The sequence below is a fragment of the Idiomarina sp. ST10R2A5 genome, from assembly GCF_051842325.1.
In the GTDB taxonomy this organism is placed as follows: domain Bacteria; phylum Pseudomonadota; class Gammaproteobacteria; order Enterobacterales; family Alteromonadaceae; genus Idiomarina; species Idiomarina abyssalis.
In genome coordinates this window covers 36,248-51,394 of record NZ_JBNIEX010000006.1, presented here as the reverse complement: position 1 = coordinate 51,394, position 15,147 = coordinate 36,248, and the positions used below count along the sequence as shown (strand labels likewise).

Sequence of the window (15,147 nt, the reverse complement as noted above, 5' to 3'; positions counted from 1 at the left end):
AGAAGAATATAGTTCCCCCCGAAAGTTGTCAATTGACAACCTTTGATTTACTGGCACACCTCTTGCTACCCCCTATCCATAAACGCGAATAACGCACTAGACAGGCAAAACATTGCCACCCGGCAATGCCAATTTTGGATAAGGGAAAGCCATGAATATGAACCCTGTGAGTAATAACGCGAGTTATCCGACGACAACAACGACCCAAAGTAATAGAGCTGAGGAACCTGGCAACAGGGACATTGCGCCGGAACAAGACCGTGGGTCACTGATAGACAATGCCTACCGCAGCATATTGTTGAATCGTATGGGTGTTGATACCGGGCATCTGGAAGAAATTGAGCAAAAGATAGAAGAGCTTGAGAGTAAATCCAGCCTGACTAAAGAAGAAAAAGACGAACTTAACAGCCTGATGGAAGCGCGCGATCAGCTATTTGAAGATGCTATGCGTCGCCAGGCCGAAGAAGGCAATAACAGCAGCCAGTCCAATATTCCCATAGCAATAACTGAAAACTTTAATGCGCGTAAGATTTCGCCTAACGACATGAGCGAACTAGCCAGCCAGTTGTTTGAAGCCGGCGTTATTACTCATGAACAGCGTAGCGCGATGAGTTTTCAAATCTCCAAAACCAGCCTACACAAAACCTTTACGCCAGAGTCTCAGCAGATAGACCCGGATGAGCCTATGGATTTTGTGAAGTTTTGGGAAGATAGAGTAAAAGCCAACGACTATTTTGATGTATCAGCAAAAGAAAAAGCGAAAGACCAGGGAATTTTAGATGTGCTGCGGCAGGTTTAATACTTATTCCTGAACTTTTCAGCCATTGTGCCCAACGGGAGCATAACCGCACTGCTCCATGCTTTGTTGTGAGCAGGAGGATCAAGAATTATCATAAGCAAATAGCAGTTGGGCGTCATCGCTGCCGGACAATAGACTAAGTGCGTATCACTTTTCTTAGCAAACTGAATGCAATGCAAAGGCCAAGGCTCATCGGGATCTTGTAGATGCAAATGCATTACTTCGTTGTCACGAAGAACCGGAAAAGTATCTGGATGATCGTAACGTTCATCGCGCCCGAACAGGTCAGGCACGCCCTCACCACTTTTATAACGCTTAAAGTCTTTTACTAATGCATCCAGTTCAATATCAGTTAATTGCTGACGAATCTGTTTGCTTTTAAAAACCCGAATCACTCTTCAAAGTCATCCAGATCAGACTTTTTCGCTTCAGCTAAAAGCTTCTCTGCTTCGGCACTAATAGCCTTTAGCCGCGCTGTCGTCGGCCTAAAAAGGGACTCTACTTTAGGGTTACAGGCTTCCAACTGGCGCACCATAGCTTCAAATAACTCAGCACCTACCATGTAACCAGCGGTTTTATTGTGGGAAAGTACCGCCACAGGCTCAGCTTCAAAATACTGGCAGGGGTGCTTGCGCACATCACTGGCAGATACCGTTTTTTCAGCCAATATAGTTTGTGTGTTCATACTTTACCTCACCACTTTTATACCTATTGACTAAATTATAGCCACAAAACACACGAAATTACAAACAAAATAATATACATAAATATGTACAATTTAATTTTCTGTCTGTTTTTTCAAATCACTATTCTGCGCTTCAATTTCACTGATGTACTTTGACTGATGCTCGTGTGCGAACTGCACGGCTTTATTCGAGGCCTTTAACGCACTTTCGTTGTTGTCATTCATTGAATAAACCGTTGCCAGGCTGTCCCATAAAATCTCGGACTGGCCGAATACCTCAACGCCTTTCTCCAAAATAGCCTGTCCCCAGTCAACTTGACCTTCATAAGCGGCCTTTAAGCCATACACGTTGTATTGCTGAACCGACATAGGAAAGTCGTAACCCACCGCTTTTTCGTAATCAGCGTAGAATGCCTGCAACTGCTCCAGCGACTTAATTTCGATGTTCGGCACCGCGTTAAACCCTCGAAAAACGGATTTAAGTCCCTCGACATTACCAATTAGTGGCGTGCTGTCATGGGTTTCGTTGGGGAACTGCTTTGACTCCCAGTTAAAAGCCGATTCCGGCTTCGCTTCAAGCACGTTCAATAAACGCTCATAGCTCTCGGCCATTTCGTTAGGCTCATTCGCCATACTGACAAACCAACGTACCGCCTGTTTTTCTGCCTCTTGCTCTGCCACTTTTATGTCTTTTATAAGCGCAAAGTCATCCCACCAAAGGCTTGGGCTGACCGATATTGCAGCATTGATAAAATCTGAGTGGTGAGTAGCCAGATAGCTAGTATAGAGCCCTGACAGAGAATGCCCAGTAACCACCGTATAAGGCGACACTCTGTACTTTTTCTGCAACGCCGGCATCAGCTCATTGCGCAAAAACTGGGTGTACTGCTCGGCACCGCCAGAGCGGTCAGCGTAGGCTTCCATTTTGGTGTGAGTAAAGCGCTTTAAGCGGTTCCTCGCACTGACCCCAACAACAATCATTTCCGGAACAATAGAAAACGTACTTAAAAAATTAACGTTGCCCGCTATGTGCTCAAACTGCGTTGAACCGTCCATAACCAGCAGCACCGGATACTGAAAACTGTCTGAATGGTGATAACTTTCCGGTAACGCAAGCCTCGCCGTGACTCCTTCATCAAGGAGCTTAGATTCCATAGTGAAGATTTCGGATGCATGCACGCTGGCAGCGGTGAATAGAACGAGCAGACAGGCAAATGAACGGGTTAGGCTTTTAAAGGAAAGAGGCATGAGATCAATAAGTTACTTTGTCGTGGGGGCATATTAGAGCTATTTTGGGGTGGGGGCAATTGGGGGAGCTGCTAGATCTAAGCGATACGGTAGGCTATCCCTACCGCAACACACTAAATGCTTGATAAAGCCGAGTTGGAAGTTTGTTTTTCAACTCCCAAGTTATATTCATTGGTCGCTCTCCGTGACTGTCAATAAACGTCACAGGCCCACAAGCTTTGTAAGCTTTTTGCTTATTCTCTCTTACAAATAATTGGAACTGCCAACCATTAGTATCACTCTCAATATAGCGACGACCCGTTGGAGTATTCGAAGAAGCGGTATTTTGCGACTGCCAATGGAATTTATCGCGACTTATTGCATAATCATTGTAGGCAACACCTTCGTGCAACGCTTCTGCTTTGTCCAAGGTAACAAATAGCAGCTCCACTTTCCTACCTTGCAAACGCAATACCCCTGCTTGGAATGGGGCACGATGATCTTCACTTAGAAAACCAACTGCAGTGAGTATTTCGCGTATTTGATAGGACGCATGAAGTTTTAACGCTGTATGTTCTAGCCCTGGTAAGTCGTGAAATACATAGTTTGTTTTCGCATCAAGATATCGCGATAGCTGATTTAATTCACCGCATGCTTCCGATTCATCATGCAGTCGCTGAATAAATGCTTTGCCGCTCCCGACTTGCCTATTTTGCCCATCTATTTGATAGGCCAACATCTGCGCGTATAGCTTTTCTCGTTGGCTCAGACTAACCGGGCGACTGGATTCTGATATTCTCTGAATAAACTGCAAATACTCTGGATCATCAATATGCAATAAGCTAATAAAGCGACGACTAAAATAGGTTTCCACATCATTGGCTTCGCCTTGCAACAGTTGGGCTGCCCGCTGTAAGTTTGTCCATCCCGTATTGTTGCCATTTCCTCGATAAATATCAGTGAGCTCTAACTGTTGTTCCGTTAAAAACTCTGACAGTCCAACTTGGCTACGGCCTTTTATTCGAGCAAAGTGATTGAGTTCGTTTCGAAGCTGGTTCCATCTTTGATTTATAGCTTCGCGCAAACTTCCTAAAACAGACTCGCGTGCCTGTTTTTGTAACTGTAAATAACAACCGCTAGGTAATTTTCCAAAACCATTTTTAACACCTTCAAATACTTCGTTTCGCGTTAAACCTGTGATAGCTCCATATAACACGTCGAAACGAAATCCTGCTCGGTGTTGACCGACAAAGTCTAGAACTAGGCAACTATCTTTTTCGGGATGTAAACGCAATCCGCGCCCTATTTGCTGCTGAAATAAAGTGACACTTTGAGTAGGTCTTAATAATAAAAGCGTATCGACAAAAGGCAAATCGACGCCTTCGTTATAAAGGTCGACCGTCACAAGGACATTGATTTCCTTGTTAGCCAGCTTTTTAGGTAACGACAATCGCTCGTCTCTAGAGCTTTCACCATAAATCAGTGCAGCAGAAATCCCTGCCTTGTTAAACTGTTGCGTCATGAATCTTGCGTGTTCGACATCAACGCAAAATGCTAACGCTCTTGAGTCACTTACCGTATTAACAACTTCGGACCATGCTCGAATAACATTGCGCGCGCGCACGTAATTTTCAGAGAGAATATTATGAAGATCTGTACGTCCATCCCCATTGGCCCAGTTAACATCACGATAGTCTTGTCCATCGTCACAGGCATAATATTCAAATGGAGCCAACAACTGCTGGTCTAACGCATTCCAAAGCCGCATTTGTACTGATGGGGAGCCATCTGGACGAGAATCAAAATACGCTAGTACGTTTTTGTTATCCGCACGTTCGGGCGTCGCTGTTAAACCAAGTAGGTATTTCGGCTGCATACGAGACACAACGTCATCAAAACTTTGCGCCGCAATATGGTGACATTCATCAACGACCACAACTTGCCAATGGTTTTCCGGGAAACGCTCTAAGATCCCTTGCGAACGTAGACTCTGGATGGTGGCAAATAAGTGGTCATACTGTTGAGGTCTATGTCGCCCTGTTAATAGGTCGCCAAAGTTCGAGTCCTTTAGTATTTGCCGATAAGTCATTAATGACTGACTAAGAATTTCTTCTCTATGCGCAACAAATAATAATCGAGGTCTTCCTTTCTCCTGTTCACAAATTCGGCGGTAATCAAACGCCGCCATGACTGTTTTCCCTGTCCCTGTGGCAGCAACCAACAAATTTTTATAGCGCCCGTGTGCCCTTTCATTATCTAGTTGCTCAAGAATATCCGATTGAAACGGTTTTGGGGTAATATCAAAAAACGTTGTGGTGACATGCTCAAGTGAATACTTGCCACCAGACTCTCGAATTAAGGCTTGCTCTAGTGCGTCAACATGCTCGCGATCATTCGGATCATAAGGTTGAAATTCTCCATCTTCCCATAAGGTCTCAAAGTGTGCCTTTGCTCTCGAATAGAGATTCTCTTGCCCTCGTTCTGTGAACTTCACAGTCCACTCTAATCCGCCCATTAAGGCCGCTCCAGATAAATTGGCGCTGCCCACATAAGCGCTACCAAAACCTGTCTTACGTTCAAATATCCAGGCCTTTGCATGAAGTCTAGTCCGCCGTCCATCTAAAGAGATACGAACCTCGCAGTTAGGAAGCTTAGCGAGCATATCCAACGCGTTTTTCTCTGTAGCGCCAATATATGTCGTGGTAAGTACACGAATCGACGTTTTACTTTTTCCGGTCGCGTCAGTCGCTGTAATTTGCTTTAAAACATCATGAATTTTTCGGACACCAGAGACTGTAATGAAACTAACTAGAATATCTACATGGTTGCAACTGGATAGCTCTGCAATGAGTTCATTAAGCAAAGCTGGTGAGTCTTTTCCCGCGGTAAATAGCCACGGCTGTGCTAGCCCAATTTGAGGCAGTTCTGGCTGCTCACCTTTTCGGTAAAGCGATCGCAACACTTGAGGAGGAGAGATAAACTCGTCAATAATTTCAGCAGCAGTCGCATCTTTAAGCGCACTGCGAGCGTGTTGAAGTAGCCCGTTTAAAAGCTCAACTTGTTGACTCAGTTTTTCGTTATTAGTTAGTTTTTCACCTTCTCCCACTGCCGCTAGCACACGCGAAAGTTGTTCTGACAATGACTCCACTAAACGATTATGGCTAACTTCAAGGCTTAGACTTTCTAAATCAGAAACAAGATGACCGTCCTGTTCAGATAACCCATCCTTAACAGTAGAAGTTTGCAACAAGTCATAAATGCCACGGTGTAAATTAGACACGCTTGCCTCCCTGGCTAAATAGTTTACTACCCACCAAACTCAACCGCTCTTTAGCCCGAGTAATCCCTGTATACAGCAGTTCTTTGCTTAGCACAGGGCTGTCGTGGTCGGGCAGGACCATGACGGTGTGTTTGAATTCGGAGCCTTGAGACTTATGCACAGTCATAGCGTACACGGTTTCTATGTGGGTGAGGCGACTGGGCAGTACCCAGCGCACGCCTTTATTTTCAGATTTGTTGGTCTGGTCGGGAAAGGCGACGCGCAGGTGGCCGTGTTCTGGGTCTTTAAAGGTTAGGCCAATGTCGCCGTTGTTCAGCTTCAGTCCGTAGTCGTTTTTAGTGACCATAACGGGGCGGCCTTCGTACCAGGTGTTGGCGTTTACGCCGAGTATGTCGCCGACTTTTTGGTTAACGGCTTTTACGCCCCAGGGGCCTTCGCGCAGGGCGGTCAAGATTTGGAAGTTGCTTAGGTTTTGTAGGGCTTCTTGAGCGATATCGTTGATGTTGTTGGCATCGGTGGTGGTTTCGGTATTGTTCCTGACGTGGAACGTCAGGCTACCCGAAGTCGTCAGGTTACGTTTAACCAAAGCTTCGAAGGCTGGATCGTCTAGGCTGCTGACTTCGTACAAGCTGACGGGGTAGTCTTCATCGGCGTTTTTGGCTTTTTCGAGTTCCTGTTTTGTTGCGGCGTTGTCTTGTCGGTTAATGGCGTTAGCCAGGTCGGCAATAGGTCCTTTGAAGCGATAGCTTTTGCGGAATTTCACGACGTGTTGCAGGCGTTGCTCGCCGTTGTCGTCAATTAAGTCGCTTGGGAAGGCCGGTGTATCGGCGACTTGCTGCAGCCACTGGGCGGTTTCTGTGCGGTAGTGGCCTTGGTCAGCGCCTTCACAGAGGTTGCCCAACACGGCGCCGGCTTCTACGGAAGCTAGCTGGTCTTTGTCACCAATAAGCACCAGCCGCGCGTTTTTGGGTGTGGCTTTTAGCAGCGCGGTCATCATTTCAATGTCTATCATTGAGGCTTCGTCGACTATCACAACGTCGGTGCGCAGCGGGTTGTCGGCGCGGTGTTTAAACGCCCGCGAATTCGGTTTTACCCCCAGTAAGCGGTGCAGGGTTTTACCTTCGGGTTTTATGGAGTCTAAGGCGTCTTTTAAGGTAGCGAGCTTTGCATCACCCCGCAGTGTATTCAGCTCGCTTTCTATGGATTCGGTTAGCCGCGCGGCGGCCTTACCGGTAGGCGCAGCCAGCGATACGCGCAGCGGCGGCAAGCCGAGGAATAAGGTCTGATGCTGCAACGCAGTTAGCAAGCGCACTACGGTGTAGGTTTTACCGGTGCCGGGCCCCCCGGTTATTACGCTAAAACGGTTGCGCACGGTATTGGCACAGGCAACGCGCTGCCAGTTAATCTCATCCGTTTTTTCGTCGTCAGCCCGGGCAAACAGCTTCGTCAAAGTACTTTTCAGTAAGTCGTCATTCGTAACCGGGCGATCGCTCATACGTGCCTGCAAGTCGCTTTCTATAAAGGCTTCGTATTGCCAGTAGCGGCGCAAATACAGTTTGCCGCTGCTTAACACCAGCGGCTGATTTCCTTTGCCGTCGGCATCTACACAATGGCTTTGGGTTAATGCCGCTTCAACATCGGTACCAAACTGACGGAACAACGCACTGGGAGTATCGCAATTTGGTGAATAGCGGTTTTCGGGTGGTAAATTCAGTACGCTTTCGGGCTCACTCTGCAACGCCTTTATATCAATACTGGTATGCCCGCGGCCAGCTTCGTGCGAGGCGCACAGGGCGGCCAGTAATACCCCACTGCGCGTCTCGCCGGCTTGCTGCAAGAACTCCACAAAGGCCAGGTCTATTGAGCGTATCCAGCCGGCATCACGCCACTCACGCAGGGCATCAAATAAGGTGTTTGAGGTTACTTCTGTCATACCGACTCCTTATCTGAAAGGTTCTTACCCGCAAAAAGTGCGTCCAGCTTCTCTATCAGTTCCCGTGGCGGCCTGTCACAAAATGCCCCGCCGGTCTCCGCCCTATGCCCGCGCAAAAACAGATACACGGCACCGCCTACATGAGTGTCATAGTCGTAGTCACTGCCTAGCCGCGCTTTTAACAGGCGATGCAGCGCCAGCGTATAAATGACGTATTGCAGGTCATAACGGCTGTGCAGAATTTTCTCGCGCATAGCTTGTTCGGTGTAAGCGTGGTCGTCTTCGCCCAGCCAGTTGGACTTATAGTCCGCCACGTAATATTTGCCGTTGTACTCAAACACCAAATCGATAAAGCCTTTGAGCATACCGTTCAGCACATTAGGTTCCAGTGCCGGGCGTTCGTGCCCCGGCAGAATGTGTTCGTGAACCAGAGCATCCAGCCTTTGTGCGTTAACTTCACTGGCGCCGAACCAGAATTCCGGCTCAGCTTTGTATTGCTCCAGCGCGCTTAAACTAATGCGGTCACCACTACCGTTAATGGGGAATTGGTTGTGCAAATAGGCCTCCAGCCAATGCTCCAGGCTGTTTTGGTGTTCCTGCCAATACGGGCTGACACAAAAGCCCTCTACCAGCTCGGTACGCTCGGCGGCGTCACCTGCTATTTGCGCAAACCCGATATTGGCCGACTCTTCCAACAAGTTATGCAAAAAGGTACCCGGCCCGGCGCCTTTGGGTAAATGATGAATGCTGTCCGGGCTTGGCTCGGCGACACTGGCGACTTCTGCGTCATCGTCGCGCTCGTCCAACAGGTTCATTTCATCGGGCGACTGCGGTGCCTGCACGCTTTTTGTCACCGCACCTTCGTACTTCAGCGCGCTGTAGCTGGCCACCCACCAACGTTCAAGCTTACGGCCTGCAGGCATGCTGCGCGGTGTCAGTTTGGGCCTTGTTTGCTCCTGCTCCAGCGCACGGACTAAAGGCTCGTCGTCTTCCAGTCGCGTTAACTGCGTGTGTGGCGCCTGCTGCCAACGTTCGCTGACTTCGTTGTACAGCTCATCGGTTAATGACTCGCCACCGTTCAACAAATAGAACAGCGGATTGTTGCGATGCTCTTTCACCGCTTCCAGCGCAATAAAGGTGGCGTATTGCGCGCGGGTAACGGCCACGTACATTTTACGTAAGTCTTCGGCGAGGATCTCATTACTCAAACGCTGTTTATTGTCGTCGTCTTTTGACCACAATATCTGTAGCTCACCGTTTTCATCGTGATACACCGCCGGTGGCTTTATCCGGTAGGCTTCCGCCTGGGTGTACGCCACAAAAGGCATGAACACTAGCGGGTACTGCAGGCCTTTTGACTTATGAATGGTGATAATTTTTATCAGTTCATCGTCGCTTTCTAAGCGCAGTTGCTGCTCGTCACTCTGAGTGCGGCTGTTACTGCCAAAGCCGTGGCGTTCGTTCACCTGTTCGGCAAAGTGGTTCACCAGCGCCGGAATACCGTCCAGCACCAGGCTTTGCTGTTGCAGCAGCTCGGCAATGTGCAGCACGTCGGACAGCTGGCGTTCGCCGTGAATGCGGTCTTCCAGCAGCTTAGCCGGCACCTGATGGTCGTGCAGCAGGCTGTGCAACATGGCGAGTACGCCCTGTCGCTGCCACTGGTCGTGATAACTTAAAAACTGTTCTACTCGCTGTTCCCACTCGCGTTCGTGACTGTGAATATGTTCCAGCTCACTCAGCGGCAGACCAAGCAACTGTGTCGCCAGGGCACTGCGTATCAGCGACGGGTCGCGCGGCTCGGCGCAGGCACTCACCAGCGCCAGCAGGTCTTTAGCAACGCGCTGCGCAAATACCGATTCCCTGTCTGATAAATAAACGCTTTTCAGCCCGCGATCGCTCAACGCCTTTTTAATGGCATTGGCTTCATTAAAGTTGTTTACCAGCACCGCAATGTCACTGGTTTTGACGCGCTGCTCGAGCTTGTCGTCGCTGTTGTAATAGCCCGCCTGCGGGTCATTAAGCAGGGAGGAAATCAAGTTAGCGTGATGGTTCGCGGCAGCCCGGAAAAAGTCATTTTTATTGCGTTTTTCTTCGCCGGACACCGACCACAGCAGCGCCGGTGCAGTTTTTAAATTGCTGGATAACAGGCAATGCTTGAAAGTGCGCTTCAGCCCATTTGCACCCACTGGGTTAAAGGGCAGCTGGTTTTCTGCTTCGGTTTTAAACAGGAACGCGCCGCTCGGCAGCTCTTCGGCGCGCTCAAACAGCGCATTAACGCCATCCACCATGGCCTGCGACGAGCGGAAGTTCCGCGCCAGATTATAATGCCGGCCTTCGGTATCACGCCGGGCTTTCAAATAGGTGTATATATCGGCGTTGCGGAAGCTGTAAATGGCCTGTTTGGGGTCACCAATCAGGAAAATACCGGTGCTTGGGTGCGGCTCCGCCAAATTATAAATGCGGTTAAAAATCTCGTACTGCACCGGGTCGGTGTCCTGAAACTCGTCTACCATAGCCACCGGATATTGCTTGCGAATAGCGGCAGCTAAGGCTTCACCACTGGGGCCTTTCAGTGCGTCCCGTAAACGCGTCAGCATATCATCGTGACCCATTTCGGCGCGCTGGTTTTGCAGTTCGGCAAAGCGGCTACTGACCCAGAAAGCCGCGTGTTGTTTTACTTTAGCCAGCTCTTCCTGCTGCTGTACTTTGCTGCGCTTAATGCGCTCCTGCAGCTCACCTAAAACTGCCCAGCTTTGTGGCATACCGCCAAGTTTGGCATCGGCAAACTTCTGTAACTCGTTAGTGCTAATGTTTTTCCAGTTAGCCGCGGTGGCGTCGGGCTCAACTAAGTCATGGTCGGCACACCAGTCCGCAAATTTCTGAAATTGCTTAAGTTTGGTTGCCGCGCCCTTAGCTTGTGAGGTTTTATCAACCAATTCCTGCACAATAGGCGCAACTTCCTGCTTTATAAAGACCATTCGTTGCTGATGCGCGCTTTCAGCTTCTTTCAGCAGGCTGTGCAAGTCACCATTGACCGGTGCCTGTCCGCTTTTGCTCAAACTGTAAGTGAGCCCTAACAAAGCTTCGGGTGATTTAAAGTCTTCCAGCAGTCGGGCGCTGAGTTCAGCATCCGCAGGGTAAATAAAACGCCGGAAGTAGTCTTCGGCGGCCTGCAGGCGCAGCTCTTCGTTGTCGGTTTCAACGTCCTGACTGAACAAACTGCCGCTGGCAAAGGCGTGTTCTTTTAGCATGGACTGGCACCAGCCGTGAATGGTTTTCACCGCCGCTTCGTCCATGGACTGTGAGGCTAAATCCAGCAAACGCGCCAGATGCATCAAGTTCTGCCCCTGCGCGGCGCAGTCTTCCCGCAGGCTGGCTAAGAAGGGGTCACCTTCTAAGGCTTCCGGGTCACGGAAGTAAGCTGCGGCTTCGGCTAAGCGTGCGCGAATACGGTCACTCAGCTCTTCGGTGGCGGCTTTGGTAAAGGTCATGACCAGAATGTTTTTCGGCACCAGTTCGCGGTCAAACGCGGTTTCTTCCGCACCATTATGTGTGCCATGTCCAATAACCAAACGCACATAAAGCGCAGCAATGGTGTAGGTTTTACCGGTACCGGCGCTGGCCTCAATTAAGCGGCTGCTGTTCAGCGGAAAATCGAGCGGGTTCTCTAGCGTATGCCCTGAGGTATGTGACGGTAACTGGCTCATGACTTGTCCTCCGGCACCAGGGTTAAGCGCATGGGATCATAAAGTTCGTCCATAAAGCGGCGGAAGTGCGGTGATGCCTGAATGGCTTCGTAACTTTCGGCAACGCGCCCGCAGTAATCGCTTTTAGTCACCAGCGCCGGATCTTGAAAGCCTTCTTCTTCGTATTTTTGTCGGGCGGCTTCATGCGCCAGCATTTCGTCCTGGCCGTTCTTGTCCATTGCGCTTAGCCAGGTCATGGCTACGTCCAGATGCATGGGCTGCGGCTGCTGCGCTGACAGAGCCACTAGCTCCAGTATTTGTTCCAGTTGTTGCACTGCAAGCTCAGCGGGCACCGGCGCCACCTGCAACTGGCAACCACCTTTGGACACAATTAAAAGCCGTGTCGGCTTTTGTAAATTCAATAACAATAGACCAAGGTAATACGCGCTGGCGTGTTTCCAGCCGCCGCTGTTAATGCCTTTACCGTTTTTAGCAGCAATATTGCTGGCCGAGGTAACCACCCATAGGCGCTCTCCGCTTTCATTGGTATGCAGCCCGGTTAGGGTGTCATCAATAGTCAGCCCACTGTGCTCAAAAAACACCTCAACCGGAAACTCATTCAGACCCGAGTAACCGGCAATGCTCTGTTGATAGGTTTCCAGTATCTCCTGCGACTGCTCCAGCAACTGAAACCCATTTTGCTCCGCTATAGCCCCAATACCCAGGGCTCCTTCACGCTTTATGCGGTTCAGCTCTTTCAGCAGCGAGGCTTCAATGCCTGCCCCTGCCAGCAGCGCTCGCTTGCCCGAGTCAACCAGACGCGTGGTTAACGACCAGCTTTGCAGGTTATCCATCACAAAGGCTTCGCTGTCGTCCAGGTCTTCACCGTTGCGGCTGAAGTAAGTATCCAGCCGCCAGTTAAAATACAGGCGGGCGGGCTCTTCAATAAAACGTTTAATATCATTAATGCTCAGGGTGCGTTCCAGCTCGTCGTCCGCGGCGGTTCCCGAAGCCGTGCGGCTCGTAGCAGCCAACGAGCCCTGATGCGCCTGTGCCCATTCACTGGCATAGGTGAAATAGTCCGGGTTTTCCTGGTTAAAGTAATACGGGTTGAACGTCTGTAATTTGTGCTCAACCGTCAGGTCGTCAATGTCCACTTCCCAACCCTGATGTAGGTGGTCACGCAGTTGCGCCACCAGCACCGACGGCGTGCGCTCGCTATTGTCTTTGGCGCTGTAGCCTACCCAGCTTAAGTAAAAACAGTCACGGGCGGAGAGCATGGCTTCCAGGAATAAATAGCGGTCATCATCACGACGGGAGCGATCACCCGGCCGATACCGGTCGGTCATTAAGTCAAAGTCCACACGCGGTGTTGAACGTGGGTAATCACTTTCGTTCATACCCAGCACACACACGTACTTAAACGGAATGGCCCGCATAGGCATTAAGGTGGCAAAGTTCACCGCCCCGGCCAAAAAGCGTTGGTTCAGGTTCTGCTGGTCCACGCGCTCTAACCAGGCGTCTTTAAATATGGGAAGGCGCAGTTGTGATTCGTTATCCGCTTCTACGCAAATGTCCCGCAGCTGATACAGCTCGTCACCCAGCTTGGCTAACAGTAAGCGATCACTGTCTTCTTCGGCCTCGAAAAATTGTTCCAGCAGCCACTCGCCCTGAGTGACCCATTCCGGTAAAGCGTGTTCACCCTGCGCACGCTGCCACCATTGTTCCAGCGTGCGCACTACGTCCGCCAAACAGCCCACCAGCGCGGCACTTAGCCCGGCCACTTCGGTATAAGGCTCTACATTGGCCCAGGGTGAGTCGTTTTCTATACCAACGTCGGCCAAATCACCCATGGCGTAACCGGCTATCATGCGTTTTAAGCCAAACCACCAGCTGTTGGTTTCTTCCGCTGCCGGCATATAAAACTGCCCGCGTTGCTCAGCATTCAGCCCCCAGCGTGCGCCGGCTTCTTTTACCCAGCGCTTTAACTGTGGCAAGTCATCGTCACTCATATCAAAGCGTTGCTGCACCGCCGGAACCGACAGCAAATTGAATAAATCGGTCTGGGTAAAACGCAGCTGGTCAACTTGCAACAATAGCTCCAGCGCTATCATTAACGGCCGTTGGTGACGCTCCCCCTGGTCGGCAATGGTATAAGGAATGGCACGCGGGTCACGCTCACCAAAACGGTTATGATACCGGCCAAATACGGCATCAATGTAGGGCGCGTAGGTGTTGACGTCGGGCAGCATCACCATAATGTCGCGCGGTTTGAGTTCCGGGTCTTTGGCAAAGGCGTCCAATAGCTGATCATGCAGCACTTCCAGCTCGCGCTGCGGGCTGTGGCACACGTGAAACTGCAGTGACTTGTCCCCTGCATTTGGCGTAGGCCAAAGCTCTCGGGTTTCCTGCACCGGCCGCAGATTTAGAATGTCGTCCTGCAACTGGGCGAGTAAATGGTCGGTGTTATGCGGCTCAAACAGCTCCAGTTTAATGGTGTTAAACGCTTCCTGTTTGGCCAGGGTTTCGTCGTATAAATCCAGCAGGCGAATGTAGTCCCGGCCCTGCTTACCCCAGGACGCCAACAAAGGATGCGCCAGCTGATGCAGCTCGTCGTCGTTCGGGTCATCGGGCAGTTCCGGTTTATGTTTTAAGCGCGAAGAGGCTTTAACCGCCTGCCGCAAGGCTTCTTTACCATCGACAATATCGGCCCAGTGGTACTGCGAGGGGTTATGCACACACAACAAAATTTGGGTGTAACCCTTAATGGCATCCAGTACCTGCAGCATTTGCTGCGGCAGCGAGGAAATACCAAACACCACCACACGTGGCGGCAGACCTGCCGGACGTTCAGTTAACGCCTTTGCCGTATCAATAAAGCGCTGATGCAGCTCCGCCCGGTTATTCCAGTAGTCATCTATACCAATATCGTTGCTGACAGCGCGCCATAACTCCGGCTGCCACAACTGTTCGGCTTCAACGGGTTGCCCGTGTTCCAACACGTCCTGACCACGCACCCAGTTATCCAGCCAGTCGGCACGGTAAACCGCGTACTGATCAAACAAATCGGCCAGTCGCCCACTCAGCTGATACAGCTTGCGACCGTCGTTGTCGTCGGAGGTGTAGTGCTTGAGTGGCGCAAAGTGCGGGTTGTGCTCAATTAGCTCGGGTAACAAACGCATTAGCCGCCAGGTTAAGCGGTCTTTATCAAAGGGAGAGGTTTTGGGAATGTCGTCACCGAGCACGGCTCTGTATGCCTGCCACTGAAACCTTGCCGGCAGGGTGACATCTATCATGGCAGCAATGCCACTGGCCTGGGCTAAATTAATTTTGAGCCACTGGGCAATACCGTTACTCTGCACCAGTACGGTTTCCTGCTCCAGCGGCGCCAGCGGGTAGTTTTGGGTGAATGTAACCGCCACATCGGTTAAGTCTTCCAGCCGATGTCCATGCGCGACAATAAAGCCGGGGGTCAATTCACTCACTCGCTGCTCTCCCTGTAGGGTTACTGTAAGACATCCATCCTAATCAATAGGG

General features: G+C 50.4%; 8 protein-coding genes. 1 reads left to right on the top strand and 7 read right to left on the bottom strand.

All coding sequences use genetic code 11. From position 1 onward, the window contains the following. Positions 1-151 precede the first annotated feature (151 nt). Positions 152-799 carry a hypothetical protein gene (locus ACP7FG_RS08960; RefSeq protein WP_439226182.1) on the top strand — a complete coding sequence of 216 codons (648 nt, stop codon included), beginning with the start codon at positions 152-154 and terminating at the stop codon, positions 797-799. On the opposite strand, the gene ACP7FG_RS08955 is transcribed toward ACP7FG_RS08960, so the two are convergent. From ACP7FG_RS08955 to recC, 7 genes are all read right to left on the bottom strand, one after another. After that, on the bottom strand, positions 796-1,194 hold the full coding sequence (locus ACP7FG_RS08955) for a type II toxin-antitoxin system YafO family toxin (protein ID WP_224798424.1): 399 nt from the start codon (positions 1,192-1,194) through the stop codon (positions 796-798). The genes ACP7FG_RS08960 and ACP7FG_RS08955 overlap by 4 nt on opposite strands. Further along, the gene (gene yafN, locus ACP7FG_RS08950; RefSeq protein WP_011235749.1) at positions 1,191-1,484 is read right to left on the bottom strand and encodes a type I toxin-antitoxin system antitoxin YafN; all 294 of its coding nucleotides are present in this window, start codon (positions 1,482-1,484) and stop codon (positions 1,191-1,193) included. Before yafN ends, ACP7FG_RS08955 begins: the two co-directional genes overlap by 4 nt. Before the next feature lie 93 nt (positions 1,485-1,577). Then, on the bottom strand, positions 1,578-2,639 hold the full coding sequence (locus ACP7FG_RS08945; protein ID WP_439226181.1) for an alpha/beta hydrolase: 1,062 nt from the start codon (positions 2,637-2,639) through the stop codon (positions 1,578-1,580). Positions 2,640-2,832: 193 nt separating this feature from the next. Further along, complete coding sequence (locus ACP7FG_RS08940; protein WP_439226180.1) at positions 2,833-5,991, bottom strand: DUF3427 domain-containing protein; 3,159 nt, start codon at positions 5,989-5,991, stop codon at positions 2,833-2,835. Then, positions 5,984-7,924, bottom strand: coding sequence for an exodeoxyribonuclease V subunit alpha (recD, locus tag ACP7FG_RS08935; RefSeq protein ID WP_439226179.1), 1,941 nt, complete (start codon positions 7,922-7,924; stop codon positions 5,984-5,986). The genes ACP7FG_RS08940 and recD overlap by 8 nt, the downstream gene beginning before the upstream one ends. Next, positions 7,921-11,631: an exodeoxyribonuclease V subunit beta gene (gene recB, locus ACP7FG_RS08930; RefSeq protein WP_439226178.1), complete on the bottom strand. Its 3,711-nt coding sequence runs from the start codon at positions 11,629-11,631 to the stop codon at positions 7,921-7,923. Before recB ends, recD begins: the two co-directional genes overlap by 4 nt. Continuing rightward, positions 11,628-15,095, bottom strand: a complete 3,468-nt coding sequence (gene recC / locus ACP7FG_RS08925) for an exodeoxyribonuclease V subunit gamma (RefSeq protein ID WP_439226177.1) — start codon at positions 15,093-15,095, stop codon at positions 11,628-11,630. The genes recB and recC overlap by 4 nt, the downstream gene beginning before the upstream one ends. Positions 15,096-15,147: the final 52 nt, after the last annotated feature.

Bases quoted from the DNA above. Each gene is read 5' to 3' on its own strand.
- yafN (WP_011235749.1), bottom strand. From the start codon at position 1,484: ATGAACACACAAACTATATTGGCTGAAAAAACGGTATCTGCCAGTGAT.
- ACP7FG_RS08945 (WP_439226181.1), bottom strand. From the start codon at position 2,639: ATGGAATCTAAGCTCCTTGATGAAGGAGTCACGGCGAGGCTTGCGTTA.
- recB (WP_439226178.1), bottom strand. From the start codon at position 11,631: ATGAGCCAGTTACCGTCACATACCTCAGGGCATACGCTAGAGAACCCG.
- recD (WP_439226179.1), bottom strand. From the start codon at position 7,924: ATGACAGAAGTAACCTCAAACACCTTATTTGATGCCCTGCGTGAGTGG.
- ACP7FG_RS08960 (WP_439226182.1), top strand. From the start codon at position 152: ATGAATATGAACCCTGTGAGTAATAACGCGAGTTATCCGACGACAACA.